20 protein-coding genes are annotated in these 23,821 nt (G+C 48.1%); 13 read left to right on the top strand and 7 right to left on the bottom strand.

Translation table 11 applies throughout. From position 1 onward, the window contains the following. Positions 1–11: 11 nt before the first annotated feature. Positions 12–656, bottom strand: a complete 645-nt coding sequence (narL, locus tag CEW91_RS11625) for a two-component system response regulator NarL (RefSeq protein ID WP_088769199.1) — start codon at positions 654–656, stop codon at positions 12–14. A gap of 140 nt (positions 657–796) precedes the next feature. Here narL and CEW91_RS11620 point away from each other — a divergent pair, with 140 nt between their 5' ends. Genes CEW91_RS11620 through CEW91_RS11610 form a run of 3 tightly spaced genes read left to right on the top strand, consistent with a single transcriptional unit; the run spans position 797 to position 4,391 of the window. Then, the gene (locus CEW91_RS11620; protein ID WP_088769198.1) at positions 797–2,878 is read left to right on the top strand and encodes a TonB-dependent siderophore receptor; all 2,082 of its coding nucleotides are present in this window, start codon (positions 797–799) and stop codon (positions 2,876–2,878) included. Further along, positions 2,868–4,013 carry a DUF1624 domain-containing protein gene (locus CEW91_RS11615; RefSeq protein ID WP_088769197.1) on the top strand — a complete coding sequence of 382 codons (1,146 nt, stop codon included), beginning with the start codon at positions 2,868–2,870 and terminating at the stop codon, positions 4,011–4,013. The genes CEW91_RS11620 and CEW91_RS11615 overlap by 11 nt, the downstream gene beginning before the upstream one ends. 18 nt (positions 4,014–4,031) lie before the next feature. Continuing rightward, entirely contained in the window at positions 4,032–4,391 is a 360-nt protein-coding gene (locus CEW91_RS11610; protein ID WP_088769196.1) for a MerC domain-containing protein, read from the top strand. A 54-nt stretch (positions 4,392–4,445) separates the two neighbouring features. Here CEW91_RS11610 and CEW91_RS11605 read toward each other — a convergent pair whose 3' ends face one another. Beyond that, positions 4,446–5,324 (bottom strand): MBL fold metallo-hydrolase, encoded by an 879-nt coding sequence (locus CEW91_RS11605; RefSeq protein ID WP_088769195.1) that lies wholly within the window; start codon positions 5,322–5,324, stop codon positions 4,446–4,448. Between the two features lie 144 nt (positions 5,325–5,468). On the opposite strand from CEW91_RS11605, the gene CEW91_RS11600 reads away from it, so the two are divergent. Both CEW91_RS11600 and CEW91_RS11595 read left to right on the top strand, forming a co-directional pair. After that, positions 5,469–6,437, top strand: coding sequence for a GlxA family transcriptional regulator (locus CEW91_RS11600; protein ID WP_088769194.1), 969 nt, complete (start codon positions 5,469–5,471; stop codon positions 6,435–6,437). Positions 6,438–6,501: 64 nt separating this feature from the next. Beyond that, positions 6,502–7,251, top strand: a complete 750-nt coding sequence (locus CEW91_RS11595; protein ID WP_088769193.1) for an SDR family NAD(P)-dependent oxidoreductase — start codon at positions 6,502–6,504, stop codon at positions 7,249–7,251. Between the two features lie 15 nt (positions 7,252–7,266). On the opposite strand, the gene CEW91_RS11590 is transcribed toward CEW91_RS11595, so the two are convergent. After that, positions 7,267–9,063 (bottom strand): ATP-binding protein, encoded by a 1,797-nt coding sequence (locus CEW91_RS11590; RefSeq protein ID WP_088769192.1) that lies wholly within the window; start codon positions 9,061–9,063, stop codon positions 7,267–7,269. Positions 9,064–9,261: 198 nt separating this feature from the next. Here CEW91_RS11590 and tmpT point away from each other — a divergent pair, with 198 nt between their 5' ends. Continuing rightward, on the top strand, positions 9,262–9,900 hold the full coding sequence (gene tmpT, locus CEW91_RS11585; protein WP_088769191.1) for a thiopurine S-methyltransferase: 639 nt from the start codon (positions 9,262–9,264) through the stop codon (positions 9,898–9,900). A gap of 299 nt (positions 9,901–10,199) precedes the next feature. Next, complete coding sequence (gene nhaD / locus CEW91_RS11580) at positions 10,200–11,633, top strand: sodium:proton antiporter NhaD (protein WP_088769419.1); 1,434 nt, start codon at positions 10,200–10,202, stop codon at positions 11,631–11,633. A 143-nt stretch (positions 11,634–11,776) separates the two neighbouring features. Here nhaD and hemN read toward each other — a convergent pair whose 3' ends face one another. The 3 genes from hemN to CEW91_RS11565 form a co-directional block, all read right to left on the bottom strand. Next, a complete protein-coding gene (hemN, locus tag CEW91_RS11575) occupies positions 11,777–13,138 on the bottom strand; it encodes an oxygen-independent coproporphyrinogen III oxidase (protein ID WP_088769190.1) in 1,362 nt (453 codons plus the stop codon). Positions 13,139–13,240: 102 nt separating this feature from the next. Further along, positions 13,241–13,645, bottom strand: a complete 405-nt coding sequence (locus CEW91_RS11570; RefSeq protein ID WP_088769189.1) for a YbaN family protein — start codon at positions 13,643–13,645, stop codon at positions 13,241–13,243. A gap of 38 nt (positions 13,646–13,683) precedes the next feature. Next, a complete protein-coding gene (locus tag CEW91_RS11565; protein WP_232506974.1) occupies positions 13,684–14,895 on the bottom strand; it encodes a murein transglycosylase domain-containing protein in 1,212 nt (403 codons plus the stop codon). A gap of 85 nt (positions 14,896–14,980) precedes the next feature. Here CEW91_RS11565 and CEW91_RS11560 point away from each other — a divergent pair, with 85 nt between their 5' ends. The 5 genes from CEW91_RS11560 to CEW91_RS11540 are packed head-to-tail and all read left to right on the top strand — an operon-like array spanning position 14,981 to position 22,095. Continuing rightward, positions 14,981–17,644, top strand: coding sequence for a M14 family zinc carboxypeptidase (locus CEW91_RS11560; RefSeq protein ID WP_088769187.1), 2,664 nt, complete (start codon positions 14,981–14,983; stop codon positions 17,642–17,644). 31 nt (positions 17,645–17,675) lie between these two features. Further along, the gene (locus CEW91_RS11555; protein ID WP_088769186.1) at positions 17,676–18,338 is read left to right on the top strand and encodes a potassium channel family protein; all 663 of its coding nucleotides are present in this window, start codon (positions 17,676–17,678) and stop codon (positions 18,336–18,338) included. Continuing rightward, complete coding sequence (locus CEW91_RS11550) at positions 18,335–19,705, top strand: TrkH family potassium uptake protein (protein WP_088769185.1); 1,371 nt, start codon at positions 18,335–18,337, stop codon at positions 19,703–19,705. The genes CEW91_RS11555 and CEW91_RS11550 overlap by 4 nt, the downstream gene beginning before the upstream one ends. Before the next feature lie 32 nt (positions 19,706–19,737). Then, positions 19,738–21,630 (top strand): methyl-accepting chemotaxis protein, encoded by a 1,893-nt coding sequence (locus CEW91_RS11545; RefSeq protein WP_088769184.1) that lies wholly within the window; start codon positions 19,738–19,740, stop codon positions 21,628–21,630. 27 nt (positions 21,631–21,657) lie between these two features. Beyond that, on the top strand, positions 21,658–22,095 hold the full coding sequence (locus tag CEW91_RS11540; RefSeq protein WP_088769183.1) for a DUF4399 domain-containing protein: 438 nt from the start codon (positions 21,658–21,660) through the stop codon (positions 22,093–22,095). Here the strand turns inward: CEW91_RS11540 and dinB are convergent. Continuing rightward, positions 22,092–23,162 (bottom strand): DNA polymerase IV, encoded by a 1,071-nt coding sequence (dinB, locus tag CEW91_RS11535; protein WP_088769182.1) that lies wholly within the window; start codon positions 23,160–23,162, stop codon positions 22,092–22,094. The two genes, CEW91_RS11540 and dinB, sit on opposite strands and share 4 nt — an antisense overlap. Positions 23,163–23,245: 83 nt before the next feature. Between dinB and CEW91_RS11530 the strand changes: the two genes are divergently transcribed. Then, a complete protein-coding gene (locus tag CEW91_RS11530) occupies positions 23,246–23,671 on the top strand; it encodes a c-type cytochrome (protein WP_088769181.1) in 426 nt (141 codons plus the stop codon). Positions 23,672–23,821: the final 150 nt, after the last annotated feature.

Here is a 23,821-nt window from a genome sequence, read left to right as displayed (position 1 = left end):
ATTACTTTTTCTTATTGGTCTTGCTGGTTAACCATCCAGACTGCTGCTTCAACACGAGAGCGCAGCCCGAGCTTTTTCAGTAAGTGCTTAACGTGTACCTTTACTGTACCGTCTGAAATATTCAACTCCCGAGCTATCATCTTATTGCTCATGCCTTGAGCAATCAGGCTTAAAATTTCGTATTCGCGATTAGTTAACGAGCTTAGCTGTGAGTTTACTGATTTTGGCTGGCGTAAAGCGGTGGCTAGAATTTCAGTAATGGCCTCGCTTAGTACCATCTTCCCCGTTACCGCTCGGTGTATTTGTTCAAGTAAGAGCTCTGGCTCCATGTCTTTTAACAAGTAGCCGTCGGCGCCATTAGTAATGGCTGCTACTACATCATCGTCTGCATCGCTAACTGTCAATATAATAATACGAGAGCTAACGCCTTTGTCGCGTAGTCTTTTGAGTGTTTGAATACCATCCATACCTTGCATGTTTAAATCGAGAACAATCAGGTCAGGATCATATTCTTCGGCGAGCTTTAATGCATCTGCGCCACTGCTTGCCTCAGCGACAACTCTCATGTCGTCTTCCAGCGCAATCAGTTGCTTAAGGCCCTTACGTAACAGTGGGTGGTCGTCCACCAACATGATACTCGCCGCTTCGGTTGTCATTGTTTTCTCCCTAAATAACAAACTGTTGGTAGTTTGACATAGCTCGTGTGAAAATTCATCGATAATGCTCCAACCTGGGTTTTTATTATAACAACAAAGTGTTATGTTATAACATATCTATTATTATTGGTGTTGTATTCATGAAGTACTTAGTTAGCTTATTGATCTTACTCTTCTTAACACTGGATGGGGTTTCTGCAAAAGAGCAAGAAGACTTAGAGCGTATTGAAGTGTCCTATCGTCAGGCTTACCGAGGCGATGTGCCTGTTTCAGAAATCCCTCAGGCAATCACCACTTTGGACAGAAGCCTGGTCGATGACATCAATATGACTCGCTTTCGTGATGTTTTATTGTTTTCTCCGTCTATTGCATTACAAAACGACGGCGGTAACTTGTGGGACAGTTACTCAATTCGTGGGTTTCCGGGCAATGAAAATGTACCAACCGGCTACTTAGTCAACGGTTTTGCCAGCGGTCGCGGGTTTGGTGGTCACAGAGACGCTTCCAATATCGAATATGTGGAAATACTCAAAGGGCCAGGCTCCGCTTTATATGGCCGTTCTGATCCGGGCGGTGTTATTAACGTTGTGACTCGCAAGCCACAATACGCAACCGAAGGGTACTTAAAAACGTCGCTTGGTAGCGACGACAGATACCGGCTGGAAGGCGATTATACCTCGGGTATTAATGACGAGTTCTCTTTCCGCATAAACGGTGCCGTTCAGGATTACGACAGTTTTCGGGATTTTGTCACCAGTGAAAAGAAAGTGGTGAATCCATCGCTTCGCTGGCAAGTCGATAAAGATACGTCGGTACTTTACGCGTTTGAATTTATGCAGCACGAACAACTGTTCGACCGGGGAATCGTTGTTCTGAATGGCAATATAAAAACCGTTCCCAGAGACCGCTATTTAGGCGAGCCTGCTGACGGACCGACTAAAATTGCATCACGGGGGCACCAGTTAACGTTCGAGCATTACTTAAAGAATAATTGGTTCCTGACAGGCGGACTAAATTACCGAAACTCGTCTTTAGACGGCTTTTCCTCCGATGCCGAGCTTTCTGCATCCCGCCAAACACTTTTTGAAGACGGCCGCACGCTGACTCGACAGCGCCGCAGGCGCGACTACAATGCGGAAGATCTTTCTGGGCGAATCGAATTTAGTGGTAACGCGGAATTATTCCATTTGACCCACCATCTACTGATGGGGGCTGATGTATACCGTTATGATTTATATACCTTATTGGCACGCGTTCGTAACGGCGATGGCGTATACGAGCTGGATATTTTTGATCCGCAATACGGTGCCGCTCAGCCAGTACCAGTAACACTTTATGCCAATGACGAAGAGCAAGAAGGCTTTGGTCTTTATATTCAGGATCAGATGGAATTGACCAACCAGTGGCATCTTTTGCTTGGTTTACGGTTTGACCAATACCAGCAAAAAACACTGGAAGTGGTTTCCGGAACCCAGTCTGATCAGAACGAAAGCCGGAGCAGCCCACGTGTTGCATTAAGTTATTTACCGACAGATAACCTCACTATTTATGCCAGCTACTCTGAAGGTTTTGTACCAATCAGCGGCACCGATTATCGGGGGCAGGGCTTTGACCCGGAAGAAAGTGATTCGGTTGAGTTAGGCTTTAAGTATGCCGACAACGGATTGAGCTTGTCGGGTGCTATTTTCGATGCGACAAAAAACAATATCCTGACCGATGATCCGGTTCATCCGGGCTATCCAGCAACGTTGGGTGCTGCCACAAGTCGGGGACTAGAACTTGAAGCAGGAGTGTCGCTAGCCCATTACACTGACTTGCGTATGGCATACAGCTACACCGATAGCGAAACCAAAAATGACTCCACCGTCTATGACTGGGGCGTCAATGTTCCGGCCGGCAGTGATTTGGTGAACATACCCAAACACAGGTTCAACGCGATGATTAAGCACGATCTGAGACATTGGCAAATCAATGCAGATATCGGGCTGACGGCACGCTATGTGGATGATCGCTTAGGTGCCACCGTCGATCTGTCTTATAGACTGCCCAGTTACGAAGTGTTTGATTTGTTCTATACGCATCAGCTAACCAACAATACAGAATTGCAAATCAATATCGATAATCTGTTTGATGAGTACTATATGTTAAACGCTTACTCTGCGCTTTGGACCACACCAGGAGCGCCCCGACAATTTTCCGTGAGTCTGCGTTATGAATTCTAAAGCGATTAAACAACGTATTGACAGCATTGACGCGCTGCGTGGTTTGGTCATTATCTTGATGCTGCTGGACCATGCGCGGGAGCGTTTCTTCTATAATCAGCCGGTAGCCGATCCTATGGTGCTGGAAAGTACCGAACCCGGTTTGTTCTGGAGCCGTTTTGCGGCGCATTTTTGTGCGCCGGTGTTTGTGTTTTTAACCGGCCTCTCTGCCTGGCTTTATCAGCAAAAACACGAGGGTTCGGTTAAGTTGACGCGTGAGTTCTTATGGAAACGAGGCTTATTCCTGGTTTTACTCGAAATTACCGTGATTAACTTTTCATGGTTCGGGGCATACGAAACGCTCTATTTGCAGGTTATCTGGGCCATCGGTCTGTGCATGATCGCTCTCGGAGCCTGTGTTGGCTTGCCGGGTCGCACGTTATTCGCTCTGGGGCTACTCATTGTCGCAGGACATAACGCACTGGACTTTATTACACTGAACCCGGGCGAGTGGGGCTATACCCTTTGGACTGTCCTTCATGACCGCGGATTTATTCTGAAAACAGAGGCGTTATCCATTAAAGCCAGCTACCCACTATTGCCCTGGATTGGCGTGATATTACTGGGATACGCAGCCGGCCCACTTTACTCAAAATCGTTTAATCCAAAGCGCCGGGCTCGATGGCTACTGAGCCTGGCAACAACTTGCTTTATCAGCTTTCTGCTACTGCGCGGGTTCAATATTTACGGGGAAACTCAAGTCTGGACGGAGCAGGGCAATCTGGCGGCGAATATCCGGGCAATATTTAACGTCACCAAATATCCGCCGTCATTAAATTTCGTGCAAATAACCTTTGCCGGCATGTTCGTCATGCTTTACTTAATGGAACGCTTCCAAGGACATTGGACAACCATTCTGACTTCGTTTGGCGGCGCCCCAATGTTTTTCTACATAGTGCACCTATACGTTTTATTGGTGCTTTATAAATTGGCGCTCTTTGTTTTCGGAACCCCCGGGCCGGGCTATTTGAGCCTCCCCAATATTTATTGGATTTGGTTAATGACCGCAGCGCTGGCTGCTTTACTCTACAAACCTACTCAATGGTTTAATCAGCACAAACGCAGCAGCACTCAAGCGTGGATAAAATATCTTTAGAGAGATAAGGAGAAAGAGATGAGTGACCGACTCGGTATGTTTTTCTCCGGGCTTTGCTTTTGTCATTGCCTGGCAACGCCAATACTTATTATTGTGCTGGGCACAAATTCGTTTTTAAGCGCTTTGGAAACCGAATTTTTTCATCGAGTCATGTTGTTTCCGGTATTAGCCATGGCGCTGTATCAGGGATACTATGCCTGGATAGAGCCACAAGCTAAACTTAGCCGGATACTATTCACATCCGGCTGTATTTTAGTTATCACAGCGCAATTCTTTTACGGTATTGAGGAGGTCCTATTCACTATTCTGGGTTCCCTTACACTTATTTTTGGGCATTTTTTTCATTTAAAGAGTGAGCCGCAAAAGAATATACGGTGACTCCTAAAGTGAATCACCGTTTGTCTGAGCCGTAAGTTGTGGCTACGGTTGCTTTTAAAAGCTCAGCGTCTCACCATCGGCTGGAATAGCGACATGCTGTTCAATCCCTTCTTGCTTCACAAACTCAGCCAATTCCTTGCGGTTTAACGTCATGTGGTTAACCGCATCCATGTGCACAGCGATGATGGTCGCGTTTGGTGCGGCACGGTGCGTGGTTAATGTGTCTTGTTTGCCCATAATGATGGGGTCGTCCTCAAAACCACTGACGGCAGCAGCGCCGGTGTTGAGTACAATAACACCCGGGCGATACTGAGAAATTGCTTGTTCAACCTCGCTACGCCATAGCGTATCGCCAACCACATAGGTGGTTTGGTAGCCAGGTGCTTCAAAGACAACGCCCATCACACTGCCTAGAATTTCTGCCAGTGGTGGCACAGCATAAATAGCATCCGAACCGTGTTGCCCACCAGTTTTATGCAAGGTCACACCGGCAAATTCGGCTTGGCCGCCTAATACCCGTACATTAGAAAAGCCTTGTGAGCGTATCAATTCAGCATCCGCATTGTTTTGAGTAAATAACGGAATATCCTTTGGTAGATGCTTTTGAGCCGCATCATCCCAATGATCAAGGTGCGTATGAGTGACAACCACGGCATCCACATCATTAAGCAATTGGTCTACCGGCATAGGCAAATCGACCATCGGGTTGCGCAGTTCACTGCGATAGGTATTCTCGAAGCCCGGATAAGCGCCCTTATCGGCCAGCATGGGGTCAACAAGAAACGTGGTGTCGCCGTAGGTCACTTTGATTGTCGCGTTACGGACGTGCTGAATATGATGTTCCGTCTCTTGAGACGACGAGGTATTTTGTGCTTTGCTTGGTAATGCCACAGAGGCTAAGACAAGCGATCCAATTAATGCAGTTTTTAACATAAGTATGCCCTCCAATTCGGCGTGTTGTTAACGATGGACATAGTAGGCCAGCGATTGCATTAAAAATATTGACCTAAATGACAATGTTCGAAAAGATTGGGCCATTCGACTATACTGCAATAAATGCTTGCTAGGAGTGGTGTTGTGTCAGTACCTAAAGTCGGGCTTATCGTGCATCCGCATTTCAGCCCTTTTCATTTCTCGGTGCCTTATATGGTGTTCGGCATGTCGAGGCCGGATAACCCGTTATTTGAACTGGTGATCGTCGCCCCAGACGGTCAGCCCTTAGAATCAGAAAGGGCCATGACACTGAAACCCGATGGAGGGTTAGAGCTACTAGACGATGTGGATATTGCGGTAGTGCCGGGTTGGCACGATCTCGACGAGCCGCCATCTGACGAACTTGCCAGCGCGTTACGGCGTTGTTACCAACGAGGCGCCCATGTTGTAGGCTTGTGTTATGGCACTTACGCGTTGGCGTATGCGGGCTTACTAGAGAATAAGCGCGCATCAACACACTGGTTAGCCGAACAGGACTTTTTGGCGCGTTTTCCTAATGTGAAGTTAGACACCAACGCCTTGTATGTCGAAGACCAACGGCTAGTGACATCGGCCGGCACAGCCGCGGGTCTAGATTGTTGCTTGTTTTTAGTGCGTGAGTTTCACGGCGCGAAAACGGCTAACTCGATTGCCCGGATCATGGTGGTGCCGCCACACCGAGAGGGCGGGCAAGCGCAATTTATTGAGCAACCGGTAGCAATGTCGACACAAGATGCGCACATTAACCGATTGTTAGACTACCTCCGCGAAAACCTCGCGAGGCCACATAGTATTGACGACTTAGCTGAGCGAACAGCAATGAGTCGGCGCACCTTCACCCGCCACTTTCAGAGGGCAACAGGCATGTCGGTGATGGAGTGGTTAGTCAGCGAGCGATTGCGGCAAGGGCGAGAGCTATTAGAAACGACCTCACTGTCGGTGGATGCGGTGGCAGAAAAGGTGGGCTTTCAAACCGGTACTTCGTTTCGTCAGCACTTTAAGCAACGTCATCAGGTAAGTCCAAGAGATTGGCGCAAGAGTTTTGGGCACGAGGCAGGCTTGCGGCAACAGTGATGGCTATTGCAGAATGGTTGCCCAGTTAGTCATACATTAGGTTGTTATAAAGAGGGACGGAAAGATGAGTAAGGTAGCGGTAGTCACTGGCGGAGGCCGGGGCATTGGTCGCGGTATCACGGAACAACTGTTAGCGGCCAACGTTAAGGTGCTGGTTGCCCAACGACAACCGTTAGAGCCGCCTCTGAGCAATAATCCCAATGTACAGTGGGTAGAAGCTGACCTGAGCCATCGAGATGCGCCGACTAACATTGCCAAAGCCGCAGAGCACTATTTTGGCGGTGCCGATATACTGGTTAACAATGCAGGCATCATGTTTGAACGGTCGTTAGAAGAGATGACCGAGGACGAGTGGGATACCATGATGGCCATCAATCTGCGCGCGCCCATTTTTTTAGCCAAAGCCTTATTGCCACAAATGCGTCGCAAAGGCGGTGGCTGCATTATCAATATCGGCTCAATTGAGGGCCATGCAGCGAACTCATTCCATACGGCGTATTGTGCCTCTAAAGCCGGCGTCCATGGTTTTACTCGCGCACTTGCTGTCGACTTGGGTAAGGACAATATTCGTTGTAATGCCATCGCACCGGGTTGGATAGACTCTGACCTAAACAGCAATTATATCCAGTCTCAACCAGACCCGAAGCAAGCATTGAGAGAACTCACGAAACAACACTTAATCGGAAGAACCGGCACCCCAAGTGACATTGGAAATATCGTGGCTTTTTTAGCCAGCGACGCCGCCTCGTTTATCACGGGCCAAGTGATTACCGTCGACGGCGGGCGCACAGTGAAACTGCCACTGCCGTTTTAGAGATTAAAACTCAACTTATTGCAACAAATAATCCGGAGTAAAGGTAAAGAAGACTTCGGTGCCACCGCTTTCGAGTCGTTGCAGACGAATGTCGCCGCCGAGGTTGCGGCTGCGCTCTTGCATAATTGCCAGACCGTAGTGGTTAATTTTCTCGGTGTTTTCAGGCAGGCCAATGCCGTTGTCACGAATGTGCAGCTCAACGTCTTGTCCGCTTGGTTGTGACAACGTAATGCTGACTTCGGTGCCTTCGCTGTGGTTTATCGCATTTTGACTGGCTTCCCGAATAATCTGTAGCAGATGAATTTCTTCGTGCGGCGCCAATGGAATATTGTTCAGGCGATAGTCCAAGTTAATGGCCATGTCGCTTTGTTCGGAGAACTGCTTCACCGTGGTTTGCAGCGCGTTGTATAGGCCAGAGCCGTCGACTTTCAGGCGGAAGGTGGTCAGCAGTTCACGCAACTGGCGGTAGGCGGCGTTCAGGCCTTCGCGCAGTTCGTTGCTCACATCGTCAATGGTGTCACGGTCATTTTTGTCGACGGCTTTGTGCAGTCGCGTAACCTGAATTTTTAAGTACGACAGTGCCTGCGCCAGAGAGTCATGGAGCTCACGCGCAATAACGGTACGCTCGTGCATCAGTGCCAGACGGCGCACTTGCTCTTCTTCTGATTTAAGACTTTGCGATAAGGCCAGTTGGTCGGCGGTTGAGCTCATCAGCTGTTGCTGCCAGGTGGCCAGTGGTTCTGTTGGGTCGCAGCGTACAATGAGCACACCGTAATTTTGGTCTTCGCGTTTCAACACAAAGCGATAGACCATTTTGTCCTCAATAACCGACGCACCCGGGCCGGCTTTTATACAGGTGGCGCAGTCGCCGGCTTCACAGGGCTCATGAGAATTTGGGCGTGGCTGCAATTGCAGGAATGGGCGGTTCCCTTCTTCGGTCAGCAGACACAGCTCAATGTCGTCAACTTCGCTTACTTCGTAAAGCCTTTCGATGGCTTCTTGGTAATTGTTGTAATCGTAGCCGTTTTCGATAATAGAGTGGGCAGTGTCGTACAAAAAAGAGAGCACCTTGTTTTTACGCGAAAGTTCCTCAGTTTGCTGCTTAACACGACGCTCAAGACCGCCATAAAAATAACTGACGGTTTCTGCTATTTTATTCAGCGCGCAAGACAGCTGACCAATTTTATCATTATTGTTGAGCTGTGATTTTACTGTAAAATCGCCTCGAACTAAGCGTTTAGACACTGAGAGCAAATGCGTCAGTGGTTCATCGATTTTTAGTTTTAGTACAGTTAGTAAAAAAAAGAACATTAGGACAATAACGAGTGGCGCGAATGCCAAAGAAACCCAGACAGCCCCCATTCTTTGTTCTGAATTATCCTGAAGCATCTTAACGAGCTGGTCGAGATCGTCTATGTAAAAGTCAATTCGCTGTAAGTCGTCAATAGATAGTTGAGTGAAACCTTTGTTTTGAATGTCTCTAATAATACTTTGCCAATTCTGATTGATTTTAGTTGCGTGGGTCTCGAACTCTTCGCTAGCTCCAGATGAACGGGTGCTTGAAAGATACTTTTCCCACAAGCTCTGAATCTTCTCTGCAGTCGAATGAGCTTGTTCGTTTTGGTTATTGGTAAGCCTAGTGGTGAACTTATAGGTGTTAATGCGTATGGAGTCGGTAATATTAATAAGCTTGGTATTTTGAGTTGAACTATCCAACAGCCAGAAAGCCGTTAAAGAAGATGCGCTAGCGGCAATCGCAATAATCGCAAGGGATACTCGAAAGACATTAATGATTGATGCATTGCGTAGCATAAATAACCAGCGTTGTGTTCCCAAAATTCCAGTCCAATGATATAGCAGCAGTGGGTAGGTAAACAACGGCTAATAAATTTGGGGGCTTAGGAGCGGCGTTTAATAACGGGCAGAGTGAGACTGGATCTTTTTTAACATTACAGGCACCCTACGAGAAAATTTTTAAGGGTAGTAAGCGGTTTTAAAAAAGGAGTCGTCATGGAAGCCAGCTTTTGGCATGAACGATGGGAAAATCAGCAAATTGGCTTTCACCGCCCGGAAGCTCACGAGATGCTGCGGCGCTATTTTAAGAAAGTCGCCAAGCCGGGTGCGACGGTATTTGTGCCGCTGTGTGGTAAATCAAACGATATGCTGTGGTTATTAGACAACGGCTACCGGGTGTTTGGTATAGAGCTGAGCGACCTTGCGGTACAGCAGTTTTTCAATGACAACGGCTTAACGCCGACCATATCGCAAAAAGGTAAGTTCAAAGAATACGCACTGGATGAGCTGGTCATTTGGGTGGGGGATTTCTTTGAGTTGACTGGCAAAGATCTAGCCGATGTGGATGCCTGGTATGATCGAGCTGCCATGGTGGCGTTACCGCCGGAAATGCGTCGACACTACGTGAAGCAGTTAAGCGAGCAGTTGCCTGAACGCGCTCAGGGGTTACTAATAGCCTTGCAGTATCCTGCGGGATTCCGGGAAGGCCCTCCATTTTCGGTCAGTGAAGGCGAAGTGGAATCGGGGTTTGGTCAGCGCTTTAGTATTGAGCAACTCGAGTCTGATGAAGGTATCGTCAATGGTGAGAAGCCGGAAGATAACCCGGTGACAGAGCAAGTTTATCAACTCACTTAATAGCCAGTTACATTAAGCTGTTACGTCGTAAGATCATTTCAGTGCGGCGTGCCAGCTTTTCCATCACTTCTCTTACAGTCTGATATAGAGTTATGTCATGTAGTTGAATTTGATATATCTACCTGCAAAGAGGGAGTTTAATTTCCTATTTTTTAGTGCATTAAAAAATTGATTTTGTGGTATTCTCCGCTCGCATTCCAAATTCAGGCTGGCATGATCAAACACTTTTTAACCATTAACCGACAAGGAGAGTTGGTGCAAGTTATGTAGCTCGGCATAGCTTGCGCTCAATCAGCGCCATGACAAAATTACTGCTTACCGTCATTTCCCTGTTATTTTCGGTATCAGTACTGGCAGCAGAGCCCTCTGCTGACCGTATCGATTTAACCTCTTCCACCGTTGGCTACGCCGCCTTAATTATTTTCGCTCTCGCCTACATTTTAGTGATGGGCGAAGAAAAGCTCCATATGAGAAAATCCAAACCAGTGCTGGTTGCCGCCGGCGTTATCTGGATTCTCATTGGCGTTGTCTATACCGGGGAGCATGCGGCTTTAGCGGAGTCAGCATTTCGACATAACTTGTTAGAGTTTGCTGAATTGATGCTCTTCTTGCTGGTGGCAATGACTTATATCAATGCGATGGAAGAGCGGCGCTTATTCGACGCCTTGCGCGCCTGGCTTTTGAAGAAGGGCTTCAGCTACCGCAAGTTGTTTTGGATAACGGGTATTTTAGCCTTCTTTATTTCTCCTGTTGCTGACAACCTGACAACCGCACTGTTGATGTGTGCCGTGGTAATGAAAGTGGCACAAGACGACAAAAAATTTGTTGCCTTGTGCTGTGTCAGTATTGTTATTGCGGCCAACGCCGGTGGCGCTTTTAGCCCGTTTGGTGACATTACCACGCTGATGGTTTGGCAAGCCGGGCAAGTGACGTTTACTGAATTTTTGCGGTTGTTCCTGCCGTCAGTGGCGAACTATTTAATACCAGCGCTTATCATGAGTTTCTTTATAGAAAATAAGAAGCCGACGACGTTGCATACCGAAGTCGAGCTGAAACGTGGCGCGCTGCGTATTACCGGTCTGTTTCTGTTTACTGTTGCAACAGCGGTCACCTGCCACATTTGGCTGCACTTACCGCCGGTATTGGGCATGATGATGGGTCTGGGTTACCTGCAGTTCTTTGGCTATTTCCTGCGTATGACTTTACCAGGCTCCTTAGCGCGTAAGCGCGCCATGGCCGAGCGAGCGGGTGACCAAAAACGTCTGGAGCAACTAGGTGGTGTGGTACCTTTCGACGTCTTTAGCCGTGTATCACGCGCCGAATGGGACACCTTGTTGTTTTTCTACGGCATTGTGTTGTGCGTTGGTGGTTTAGGTTTTATGGGCTACTTGAGCTTGTTGTCTGAATCATTATATGGCGGAATGAGCGCCACCCTGGCAAACAGTATTTTGGGGGTAGTGTCCGCCGTTATCGATAACATCCCTGTTATGTTTGCGGTACTGTCGATGGAACCCGACATGTCACACGGGCAGTGGCTGCTCATTACCCTCACCGCAGGTACCGGTGGTAGCTTGCTATCCATTGGTTCAGCCGCCGGCGTTGCGCTGATGGGTCAAGCCCGCGGTTATTATACCTTTGCCTCACACCTAAAGTGGACACCGGTGATTGCACTAGGCTACATAGCCAGCATACTGCTGCACCTGTGGCTGAACGAAGCAACGTTCCATATTTAGTTAGCGGGAAAAAGCGTCGACGGGTTGGGTATCTGTTATCAGAGAGTGTGTGGCGCCAAGGATGGCGCCACCCAAGCCCCCATGGATGGGTTCACGGCGTCTCTCTGGTAACAGATGCCCTGCCCGAAGAGAGCGCCTCCCCGCTAAACCACTTTAGAGTAGCGATTCTGACCGTGGTCCAGGTATTCGTCGAAACAGGCGCAAATGCTGCGTACCCAGAGGCGACCTAATTCTGTGACGCGGAGCTTTTTGTCGGATACGTCGACCAAACCGTCTTCTATGAATGGCTTCAGTAGCGGTATGGCTTCAGCAAAGTGCGCCCAGAAGTCGTCGATATTCCATTCGGCTTTAAAGGCTTCTATATCGAGCTCAAAGTGGCAGATGACTTGTGAAATAAGTGCTGCACGCACTTTGTCTTCGTCGGTTAATGCCATGCCTTTGACAATCGGCTTTTGTCCGCTATCTATCATTTTGTAGTAAGCCGGTAACTCTTTTTCATGCTGCCATAGCACTCCGTTAACCTGGCTAATAGAGGACACGCCTAAGCCCAGTAGTGCGTCCTGACCATCTGTGGTGTACCCCTGGAAGTTACGCTGTAATCGACCTTCGCGTTGGGCTATGGCCAAGCCGTCTTCTTTTTTCGCAAAGTGGTCCATGCCAATGAATTGATAGCCGGCATCGCTAAGTTGAGTGATGGCTTGCTCCAGCAAGCTCAACTTTACTGACGGTTGTGGAATGGACTCTTCCGGTATCTTCTTCTGTCCGGCAAACCGTTGTGGTAGGTGCGCGTAGCTGAATACGGAAATGCGATCGGGGTCCATTTCAATCACTTGCTCTATCGACTTCTTAAAGGTTTCCGGACGCTGGTATGGCAGGCCATAAATTAAGTCGAGGTTAATTGAGTCAAAGCCCAGCTCTTTGCTGAGTTGTAACTGACGTGCAATGAGGTCGACATCCTGCACACGGTTAATGGCAATTTGTACTTTTTTATCAAAATCTTGTACGCCATAACTAACACGGTTAAAGCCTAACTCACGCAAATGGCGAAGTTTCTCATCACTGCAGCTGCGCGGGTCTATCTCAATACTCACCTCTGGGTTTTCGGCAAAGGTAAAGTGCTGATGAACCAAGTCCATCAGTCGTGTCAGCTGTTCTTCGGTCAAAAAGGTGGGCGTTCCGCCACCCAAGTGAATTTGACGAATTTTCTTGTCTTTAACTAATGGCTGATACATCGCCATCTCTTGTGCGAGGTAGTCTAAATATTTGTCCGCTTTATGCTGATGGCGGGTAATGACCTTGTTGCAGCCGCAGTAATAGCAGAGCTTATGACAAAACGGCAAATGCAGGTATAAGCACAGCTCATCGCCGGCGGTTTTCAGTGCATTGGCGATGCGATCTTGAGAAAACTGTTCAGACAACATTAATGCCGTTGGATACGATGTGTACCTGGGACCATTAATATTGTATTTAGCAATTAACTTTTTGTCCCACCTAATAACTGACATATGAACCTCAAATTCAGACTAACCTCTGCGTATATTAACACTGAGGCCACTTGCACAGTTCCGCAGCAGGTGACTTAGATCAAAGTTCTTCCTTTTATTAATTTAAGAGGAATCAGTTGTTGTTTTAGGTGGGGACTCTGGGCGACTAACTAACCAACTTCCGACGGTAAGTAAAATAAGCCCTACGGTTACTTTTAGCCAACTTGCGACTTGAGGAACAAATAGCCACAGGACTATATAACCACAAGCCATCATGATTAGGGCATATACTTTAGAACGTCTTTTAATAACGCGATACTCCCGCCATGCCTGAATATCTGGGCCGTACTTAGGGTGGTTGATTAACCATGACTCGAGTCTTGGCCAGCCCTTACTGGCAGCCCACAGCGCAGCAATGAGAAACGGAACTGTCGGCATAACTGGTAACGCGATTCCAATTAACCCCAGCAATACAAAAAATGCAGCAAGTGATCGCCAAAGTATCTTAATGAATAGCTCTCGGGTCATTACTTCCTTTCCGATTAAATGTGCATGTTTAGGGGGAGTCAGTAGTTCTGCTTAAAGTACATGACTTTTTCTAAATAACGACGACTTTCTGCCAACGGATGTTTCGATGTTAAATCCTGGTACACAAGCCCAGGTTGGCTCCGGTTTATTATTTGTAAAGCACGGCTGCGGTTGCTGGAAAATGTTTTTAATACATTACCGGCGCCGCCGTTGTAGGCTGAAACAATAGCATACTCTCGGCTAGTCGGGTGTGAAACACCCTTTAAATACTGAGTCTTTAATATATGCAGGTACGCGCTGCCAATGTCGATATTTTGTGCAGGATCAAACAGCTGTCGAGAAGTGGGCTGTCCTGGTATTTTTCGAATACGCTCGAACACGTCTCGACCGGCGGTAGAGGGGACAACTTGCATTAAACCATAGGCATTTGCATGACTCACTGCATAAGGATTAAAACTGCTTTCCGTTTCAATAATGGCGTAAATTAGTTCAGGTTCAACCTTATACCGTTGTGCGGCGGCTATAACGTAGCCTGAATATTGGTGCTTTCGTAGTGACTTATGCTCGTCGACAAGTGGGATTCTTACCTCGTAAACATCTGTGTCCTTGGCCTGACGAACCTGAAGCTTATTCTTTACTAAATATTCCGCAAAACGATTCGCTCGCCATTGGTATTCAACCACGACACCATCATGGTCGACGACTTGGCCGCTTAAAAATGGCTTGCCAGAGCCCTGCGACTCTTTGGCCGTAAATATATCGACTGCTGTTAAATCTGACGGTGTTAGCAATGTACGCACGATTGCCGCTTGCAGCTTTTGTCGAGTCTGAGTTTTGGTGGCACTGTCATGCAGAGTAGCAACAGTCAGTATCCCCTGCTCAAAGTCGACCACAGCTTTGGCATGAAAGTTATCGCTGTATTTAACGTACTTTTTCGCGCTGGGAACCGTATTTTCCTCGTCACCCCAAATGGCCTCAGCAACAGCACGCAGGTCACGCAAAGCCTCGCGTAAGTCCTCAATGTCGCTAACAAGCAGTTGTGGGTTGTTGCGGTAGCTTTGCAAACGTTCACGTGCCATAGATTCCACTACGGCGGTTGGGTCGTTACCGCTAAGCACGCCGGAATTGAGCACGCGTTTTACGTTATTAGGTGTTATTTGGCATCCGGCCAGAATTAGCGTTGTGGCTATAGCCGCCAGCAGCGTGGTTATTTGAGTCTTTTTATTCATAGCGCCTAAATTGAGCTTCACTTCCCTTGTTCAAGCTTTTACATTAGGGGGACATAAAAAGAAACCCTAGGCACTCTTAAAAGTGCACTGAACAACAGGAATGATCATGCGCAGTCTCAAAATTGCGGCTCTTGTCGCCGCTTCTTGGTTTGTTTTTCCCTCACATGCCCAGCAACTGGCTGGAGAAAGCTCACTGCTACCTGAAGCCAACTATGCCGATTCGAAAGTAACGGTCGAACAGGTGCTTGGTTATCCAATAGGTACCAAAATCACCAGCCCGACGGACATGAGTCGCTATTTTGAGGCTTTAAAAGCGGCGTATCCTAAGCAGGTGAAGCTGTTGGAGTACGGCGAGAGTTGGGAAGGTCGTACATTATATTATGCGGTTATCTCCAGCGAAGAGAACATTGCTGACTTCGACGGTTTTATCCAAGGCATGCAGTCCCTGGCGGATCCGCGTAAAACGAGCCGCAGTCAAGCAGAAAAACTGATTAACGAGCTACCAGGCAGTATATGGTTGTCGTACGGGGTTCACGGCAACGAAATTTCCTCGCCGGAAGCCTCGATGATGACGGCGTATCATTTGTTGCATGATCAGCGGGAACAAACACAGGAGTGGCTAGACAACACCATGGTCTTTATTGACCCATTGCAAAACCCAGACGGGCGAGCACGTTTTGTTGACCGCTACTACATGAGTATTGGCATGGAACATTCGGGCGATCGCCGCAGTGCGGAACATAACGAGCCCTGGCCAAACGGGCGCACCAACCATTATTTATTCGATATGAACCGAGACTGGATTGCGCTCACGCAACCGGAAATTAGCGGCCAAATTGATGCTTTGTTGAAATACTATCCGCTGGTGTTTGTTGACCTGCATGAAATGGGCGGCGACTCGACGTACTACTTTACGCCGGAAGCACGACCTTATAACCCGTTAATTACCGAGTCCCAGCGCGAAAGTCTGAACTGGATAGGCAAAAATAACGGTCAGTGGTTCGACAAGAAGGGGTTCGATTATTTCACTCGCGAAATTTTCGATGCGTTTTATCCGGGCTACGGTGCCAGCTGGCCACTTTACTACGGCTCGGTAGCAATGACGTACGAAATGGCGTCGGCTCGCGGCCATTTGTTTAACCGCAAAGACGGTGACGTACTGACCTATGCTGACGGTGTTCAACAGCACTTTATTGCGTCTATTTCGACCATTCAAACGGTGTCGGAACGTCGTGAAGCATTATTGCAGAAATTCTGGAATTATCGTCAGTCCGCCGTTGAAGCCGGTGAAGACGGCGACGTTCGCTCGTTGATTTTACCGGCAACAGATGACCCGGCAGGCGCACTTAAACTAGCGTCTTTGCTGGTTGAACAGGGTGTTGAAGTGCAGCGGGCAGAGCAGGCCTTTGAAATGTGTGACGTTGACTACAAACCGGGCGCTTATATCGTTGATATGGCACAACCGTCGCATCGTCTTATTCGCACACTGATGGACGAACAAGTCGACATGGCGGACGACTTCTTAAAAGAGCAGGAGCAACGCCGCAAGAACAACCTGCCAGACCAAATTTATGACGTAACTGGCTGGTCGTTGCCATTGATGTTTAATGTGGACAACCACAGTTGCGACGACTTACCTGACGTAAAAACCGCTATGGTTGAAGAAGGTCGCATTGCCCCGGGTAAAGTGATGAACCCGGACGCGGAAGTGGCTTATTTAGTGCGTTGGGGCGACATGAACGCGGGGCGCTTTTTAACTTCTGCCTTACGTGAAGGCTTAAGTGTACGCCAAAGCGAGTTAGCCTTTACTCATGAAACAGCGGGCGAGTTTCCAAGTGGTTCTCTTATTCTGACGGTTGCGGATAACGGTAGTGAGCTGTCACAAACTCTGCAAAAATTGGCAGAAGAGTCCGGGGCGACAGTGGAAGGTGTCGATACCAGCTGGATGACTGAAGGTCCGAACTTTGGCTCGCACAATGTCAGTCAGCTAGAAGCCCCGAACATTGCCATTGCCTGGGATGAGCCAGTGAGTGCCTATAACGCTGGCCACACTCGCTTTGTGATTGAGCGTCAAATGGGCTACCCAGTAACCGCTATTCGCACCATGCAGCTGATTCAGGATGACTTGGACGGCTTAGATGTACTGATTTTGCCGGAAGGCGGGTATGACAGCGTATTCACTGACGGAACCATCGAGAAAATAAAGCAGTGGGTTTCAGATGGAGGGGTCTTATTGACCTTAGGTGGTGCGTCAGCTTGGGCTGTCGATGCTGGTCTTCTTAATACGAAGCTCGAGCGCAAGGTACCGGAAGACGGTGTGGAGAAACCGGCGGAGGAGTTGAAAATTGACGGCAAGGTGATTGAGAGCCGCGAACAATTTTTAACAGAAATAAAACCGCATGGCGCTGATCCAGACTGGGTGCCGGGGGCGTTGTTAAATGCGCAAGTCGATACTGACCATTGGTTAAGTGCGGGTGTAAAACCGCAGGTCGTCAGCATTTATAATGGCAACGATGTGCTGACCCCTATCGACATTAACCATGGTCGCAACATTGCTTGGTTTGCCGACGCAGATACGATGCTGGCAAGCGGCTTCCTTTGGAACGATATTGCGAAGCAGCTGCCCTATAAACCGTTACTAATCTGGCAGCCGACTGGCAAAGGAATGGTGATAAGTTTCACTCAGGAGCCAACCTACCGGGCTTACATGGATGGCTTGAACACCTTGCTAATGAATGCGCTGTTCCTGGCACCAGCGAAAGCGCAATAAGAGTGTGACAATAGCTTAGGAGGAGTAAAACATGGCTGAATTTGGTGTTATCGGTTTGGGGCGTTTCGGCGCCCGAACCTCAATGGAGCTTTTAGACCTTGGACACCACGTCATTGGTGTCGATTCAGACGAAAAAGCCGTTGAAGCCATGGCAGAAGTGCTGACGCATTCAGCCATAGCCGATGTGACCGATGAAAAAGCGCTGCAAGAGCTCGACCTCGCCAATTGTGAAGTCGTCTTAGTGGCCATTGGCGAGGATCTTCAAGCCAGTTTACTGTGTGTTTTACACCTGAAAAGCATTGGTGTGAAAGAAATTTGGGCCAAAGCCACGTCTAAGTCACACCACCAGATTCTCTCTAAACTGGGGGTGAGCCGCATTATTCACCCGGAAGAGGAAATGGGCATTCGTGTGGCACAGTCACTGAACTACCCCATGGTGAACGAATACATGTCGCTTGGGCATAATTGGTTTTGCGTGGAAATTCATATTGGTGAGTATTTAAAAGGGAAAACCTTGAGTGACATTTCATCCGAGGACTCTGAATTCTTTCATATTCTTCTGCTAAAAAAGCGTGACGAAGTAACAACTAACCCACCAATGGGAATGGAGTTAGAAGGTAACGAAACGTTAGTCATGGCTGGCAGTTTAAAAGCGCTTAAATCTATAGCACCAAAACTGAAAGAACATTCATGAAGCAGTGGCTACCTTCTTTAGCTTGGCTGTATCGTAGACCAGGGAGACGTAAGCGTAAGGCGTTTAAGGCAAGCCCTCCGGTCATTCTATCAGGAGGCTTTGCCTGCTTGATCTTGTTGGGCACGTTATTACTGAAAATTCCCGGCGCCACCGAACAGCCGATAACCTGGTTAGAAAGCTTGTTTACCGCGACCTCGGCAGTCACCGTAACTGGGTTGGTCGTGGTTGATACTGGTGCTACCTACAGCGTGTTTGGGCTTACCGTACTAGCGGTGCTGATACAGGCAGGTGGTTTGGGCTTCATGACTTTCGCGGTATTGGCCGCTATGTCGATTGGGGGGCATGTCGGCCTTCAGCATCAGCTGATGGCTAAAGAAGCCATGCACCAGACCAGCTTGGCTAATATTGGGCGCACAGCTAAAGCGGTTGTCTCTTTGGCTCTTGTTGTTGAGGCGGTCGCGGTGGTTGGTTTGACACTTACCTGGTGGTCAGACAAAGGTTTTGTTGACGCATTGGCTGAAGCGGTATTTTACGCCATTTCTGCTTTTAACAGCGCTGGTTTTGTGCTTTCGCCTAATGGGCTTGTCGATTACGCCAGCAGTATTCCCGTAAACCTTATTGTTAGTATTTTATTCGTAATGGGTGGCTTAGGCTTTTCCGTTATTACGAATATTGCGGAAAAACGACGTTGGCATAAGTTTTCGGTTTATACCCGGGCCATTTTAATCGCGACGTTGATTATTAATGTGGTGTCGATCGCTATTATTTGGCTGTTAGAAATGGACAACCCCGCTACGTTTGCCAATTTGAGCGTAGGTGACCAAGCCATGGCGGCCTGGTTCCAGGCAACAACGCCTCGTTCAGCGGGTTTTAATACCGTTGATACCGGTGCGATGACCGAAGCGACGGCGGTTTTCACCTTGTTGCTGATGCTCATTGGTGGCGGCTCGATGAGTACTGCCGGTGGTATTAAACTCGGCACTTTTATTGTGCTGTTAGTGGCTACGTATGCTTTTCTAAGACGTCGCGAATACGTCACTTTACTGAACAGAACGGTACCACAAGAAATTGTTATGAAGGCTTTGGCGGTGACATTAGTCACTCTGACTTTGATGTTTCTGGGGATATTTCTCCTAATGATTTTGAATCCGCTGCCGTTTATAGATATAACCTTTGAAGTTTTATCGGCGTCTGCGACGGTCGGGCTCTCAAGAGGTATTACTGCTGAGATAACGGCAGCAAGCCAGGTGATACTGGTGTTTTTAATGTTTGCCGGTCGTGTCGGGCCATTAACTCTAGCGTACTTTTTAGCCACGCCACGTAAGCGACACATACGTTTCCCTGAAACCGATATTCAGGTTGGCTAAGCAAAACTTATAATAAAAAGCGATTAAAAATCATGCTGAAGAAACTGAAGTTCACTCAAAAAGTCATTGTCGCTGCATCGGCGATACTGGTGTTGGTCTTGGGTATTTTTACGTTGACTAATTTTTTGCAAATGTCGACGCAAACCAGGAGTGATCTTCAGCAGCAAATGCAGGCATTGTCGGACTCGGTGTCGAACAATATCTCACAGTGGTTTAATGACCGTATGAGCATTGTGCAGGCGACTGCCAACGTCTATGAGCCGTCTGACTCAACCGAGCGCGCGCTGGAACGCGTGCAGCAGTCGAAAGCGGCAGGTAATTTTAAAAACGTGTATTACGGACTCATTGACGGCACCTTTTTACTCGACGATACCAGTATTGACTTACCTGACGACTATGACGCCCGCAGCCGCCCCTGGTATCAGCTGGCGGTTGATGAAGGGCAGCCAACCTACACGACGCCTTATATTGACGTAACCACAGATGAGCTGACGATTACCGCCGTTGTGCCTATGGAACGGAATGGTCGCTTGGTGGGAGTGGCTGGTGGCGACATGATGCTGGATGATATTTCCGCCATTATTAACGACATCGATTTCATGGGCATGGGACAGGCCTTTTTGGTCAGTGATAGCCGAAATATTTTGGTTCATCCGAATGAAAAACGAATTGAGACCTCTTTAAATGACTACATAGGCAGCTCTGTGTCGTTCTCGTCGAGCTTTAAAGAATACCAAGTGGATGGCCAGGATAGCTTGGTCTCTTTTCATAAAATTAAAGGCATTCAAGGCGTTGACTGGTATTTGGGGGTCGTCATTGATCGCACAAAAGCCTATGCCGATGTGTCGACGTTTGGCTGGACTGCCGTTGTTTATTTAGTGCTTGGCATTGTCGCTGTTGTTGTGTCGATGAGCTGGTTGCTGAGGTTATTACTCAAACCGCTACGCCGTCTGAATGAGGCGGTAACGGATATTGCCCGAGGTGAGGGCGATTTAACGCAGCGGCTGCCGGTAGAGTCAGACGATGAGTTCGGTGTTGTGTCGCAGCGTATGAATGAGTTTATCGAGCGAATTCAGAATGCACTACAAGAAGTGACGAGCGCAGCAAAACAAGTCGAACAAAATATCAGTAGTATGACGAAAGCCAGTGACGACTCAATGCATATTGGCCATGAGCAGGCGAATAAGGCGAACTCCGTGGCAACGGCAATTAATGAGCTTGGCGCTAGTGCGACTGAAATTGCAGACAGTGCTGCGAAAGCATCGGCACAAGCGAGCGCGGGTAGTGAAAAAACAACAGCGGCACAGCAGGCCTTGCAACATAACCGTCAGCAAATTCAACACTTATCTGAACGAATGGATGCGTCGGGACAAGCAATAGGCAAGCTAGACGAAGACACGCAAAACATTGGCCAAATTATTGAAGTGATAAAAGGCATTACCGAGCAGACAAACCTGCTGGCGCTTAACGCGGCGATTGAAGCTGCGCGAGCCGGTGAAGCCGGTCGTGGCTTCGCTGTTGTCGCCGATGAAGTTCGTAACTTAGCCCAGCGCACCTCTGATTCGGCGGCTGAAGTTGAAAACATGATTGAGAAAGTTCGACAGGGCACCAAGTCAGCAGTCAGTGTGATTGAAGAGAGCCGTGAAATTAGTGACGCTTGTGTCCAGAGCGCAGAGGAGTCGGCTGAGCATATGAGCGAAATCGACGCTATTATTTCGCAAATTGACGAGGTGAACCACTCGGTTGCATCAGCAACAGAACAACAAACGTCAGTGATCCAAACTCTGGACAAAGACATTATGGATATCAGTAGTATGAACGAGCAAAGCGTCACCAACCTGAACAATACGCAGCGAGCGTGTGGAGAATTAAGCCGCGCCTTTGAGCGCTTGGAAGAATTGGTGACACAGTTTAAACTGAATTGATAGACATCAAATAAAGGAGTTATGGTTATGAATAAGGCTTGGATGATTGGCGCACTTGCGCTGATAGGGACGCCGATATTGGCAACGGCTGAAGCCGCTCAAATGGAGAGAACGGAAGCGTCAGCCGACGCACAGGCTTACATTATTTCACCTCAAGACGGTGAAGTGGTTGGCAAAACCTTCAAAGTGAAATTTGGCTTGAACGGTATGGGTGTTGCGCCAGCGGGTGTCGATGTGAAACATACTGGGCATCACCACTTATTAATCGATAAAGACGAACTGCCGGCGATGAATAAACCGATGGGTGGTGACGTGATTCACTTTGGTGGCGGTCAAACAGAAACCATGGTGACTTTGGAGCCGGGCGAACATACGTTGCAGCTTATCCTGGGTGACAAAAATCACGTACCACACGACCCAGCGGTTGTATCTAAGAAAATCACCATTACGGTAAAAGGCGACTAATCGAGCTCGAGCTCAAGTTGCAGCTGTTCACTGGGATCAGGTAATGCAGCACTGATCCCTAACAGCCTTACCCCTTTCCCTTTGCCTCGTTGCCAGGCTTCGCTCAGCAACTCATAGAACAAACTGGGCGACACAAACTGAGTGCTTCTGGAAACCGTGGTTTGAGTAAAGTCTGAGAATTTCAGTTTAAGTGTTTGGCTTCGTATGGGCTGTTCACGCCAGTGTTTTACTTTCATGCGTTCACGAAGTTTTGGCAGTAAATTTTCCTGCACGTAAGTTTGTGCCGTTGACTCTAATTTCATGTCTGACGTTAATGTTTGCTCTACGCCAACACTTTTTCGAATACGCTCAGTAACGACTTCCCGCTTATCGCGACCATGGCAGCGCTCAAACAATACATAACCAGCTTTTTCGCCCAGTATTTCCTGAAGTTGTTGCAGTTCTATGTTTTGAATGTCTTTTCCCGTCATAAGTCCATAGTTAGTGAGTACTTGCTGACTCTTCGGGCCCACGCCGGGTATTTGCTTTAGGCTAAGTGTGGCTATGTAGCTTAATACTTCGTCAGGAGGCACCACAAATTGGCCATCGGGCTTGTGCTCTTCGCTGGCAATTTTGGCGACCATTTTCTGGTTGGAAATGCCAGCTGAGCCGGTTATTCCTAATGACTTTATCCGTTCTCTTACTGCACTCATGGTTAATGTTGCACTGCCCCGGTACAGTTCGTTGTGAGTAAGGTCTAAATAGAATTCGTCAATAGAGGCCGGCTCTACCCGGTGTGTCACTTCATAAAGAACATCGAGCACTTGATTGGACAATTCCCGGTAATACGCACCATCGGGTTTGACGAAGGTTAGTTGAGGACACAGTTTTCGTGCCTGACTGCCGGGCATGGCACTGCGAACGCCGTATTGACGTGCCAGGTAATTCGCTGTGGCAACCACACCCCGCTCGCCGCCGCCACCGACCGCAAACGGGCGGTGTTTAAGCGCTGGGTTACGCAATTCTTCCGCCGATGCGAAGAAAGCATCCAGATCCAGAAGAGCAATTTTTCGGGCAATTTCAGCCAAGTGTTTATCCTTTGCGCATTTGTGGTTATAATCGCATCCACTAACTGGGCGTGCAAGAACACCAGCCATTTTAGGAGAAACCAGTGAGAGTTATGAATTCATTCTTTGTAAAAAGTGTTTTAGGTACTTTGTCTTTATTGTTTGCGCTGTCTGTAAGCGCTGCGTCAGTACAAGACGACATGTCTCGCGAAGCGATTGCTGAGCGTATTAAACCTATCGGTAAACATTATGTGGCTGGTGAGAGCAGCGCGGCGGAAGAAAGCAGCGGTCCACGTTCAGGTCAGCAGGTATATGATAAGTTCTGTACTGCATGCCATACTAGTGGCGTTATGGGTGCTCCGAAAATCAATAATGCGGCAGACTGGGAAGAGCGTCTGGCTCAGGGTATGGATACTGTATTGAAGCATGCAGTTGAAGGTTTTAATGCGATGCCGCCAATGGGTACCTGTAGCGACTGCTCTGAAGAAGAAATTCAGGCCGCAATTGACTACATGACGAAAGATATCTAAGTCAAAAGTTCTATTGTAAATGTCATAAAAGGTCGCTTTTTGCGACCTTTTTAACGTCAATTGACGTGATCCCCCAGTGTTTTTTCTCTGAATATTCAAATTTTTTCGCAAAATCTTTCCAAACGTCTGACCACTGTCTATACTACCTCT

The organism is Idiomarina piscisalsi, assembly GCF_002211765.1.
Taxonomy (GTDB): Bacteria; Pseudomonadota; Gammaproteobacteria; order Enterobacterales; family Alteromonadaceae; genus Idiomarina; species Idiomarina piscisalsi_A.
This window is presented reverse-complemented; position numbering and strand designations above follow the sequence as displayed.

What these genes read in the sequence shown, in the direction of transcription:
- CEW91_RS11615 (WP_088769197.1), top strand. Translation starts at nt 2,868, where the DNA reads ATGAATTCTAAAGCGATTAAACAACGTATTGACAGCATTGACGCGCTG.
- nhaD (WP_088769419.1), top strand. Translation starts at nt 10,200, where the DNA reads ATGACAAAATTACTGCTTACCGTCATTTCCCTGTTATTTTCGGTATCA.
- CEW91_RS11545 (WP_088769184.1), top strand. Translation starts at nt 19,738, where the DNA reads ATGCTGAAGAAACTGAAGTTCACTCAAAAAGTCATTGTCGCTGCATCG.
- CEW91_RS11550 (WP_088769185.1), top strand. Translation starts at nt 18,335, where the DNA reads ATGAAGCAGTGGCTACCTTCTTTAGCTTGGCTGTATCGTAGACCAGGG.
- CEW91_RS11620 (WP_088769198.1), top strand. Translation starts at nt 797, where the DNA reads ATGAAGTACTTAGTTAGCTTATTGATCTTACTCTTCTTAACACTGGAT.
- CEW91_RS11560 (WP_088769187.1), top strand. Translation starts at nt 14,981, where the DNA reads ATGCGCAGTCTCAAAATTGCGGCTCTTGTCGCCGCTTCTTGGTTTGTT.
- CEW91_RS11540 (WP_088769183.1), top strand. Translation starts at nt 21,658, where the DNA reads ATGAATAAGGCTTGGATGATTGGCGCACTTGCGCTGATAGGGACGCCG.
- CEW91_RS11605 (WP_088769195.1), bottom strand. Translation starts at nt 5,324, where the DNA reads ATGTTAAAAACTGCATTAATTGGATCGCTTGTCTTAGCCTCTGTGGCA.
- tmpT (WP_088769191.1), top strand. Translation starts at nt 9,262, where the DNA reads ATGGAAGCCAGCTTTTGGCATGAACGATGGGAAAATCAGCAAATTGGC.
- hemN (WP_088769190.1), bottom strand. Translation starts at nt 13,138, where the DNA reads ATGTCAGTTATTAGGTGGGACAAAAAGTTAATTGCTAAATACAATATT.
- CEW91_RS11570 (WP_088769189.1), bottom strand. Translation starts at nt 13,645, where the DNA reads ATGACCCGAGAGCTATTCATTAAGATACTTTGGCGATCACTTGCTGCA.
- CEW91_RS11610 (WP_088769196.1), top strand. Translation starts at nt 4,032, where the DNA reads ATGAGTGACCGACTCGGTATGTTTTTCTCCGGGCTTTGCTTTTGTCAT.
- narL (WP_088769199.1), bottom strand. Translation starts at nt 656, where the DNA reads ATGACAACCGAAGCGGCGAGTATCATGTTGGTGGACGACCACCCACTG.
- CEW91_RS11555 (WP_088769186.1), top strand. Translation starts at nt 17,676, where the DNA reads ATGGCTGAATTTGGTGTTATCGGTTTGGGGCGTTTCGGCGCCCGAACC.
- CEW91_RS11590 (WP_088769192.1), bottom strand. Translation starts at nt 9,063, where the DNA reads ATGCTACGCAATGCATCAATCATTAATGTCTTTCGAGTATCCCTTGCG.
- CEW91_RS11595 (WP_088769193.1), top strand. Translation starts at nt 6,502, where the DNA reads ATGAGTAAGGTAGCGGTAGTCACTGGCGGAGGCCGGGGCATTGGTCGC.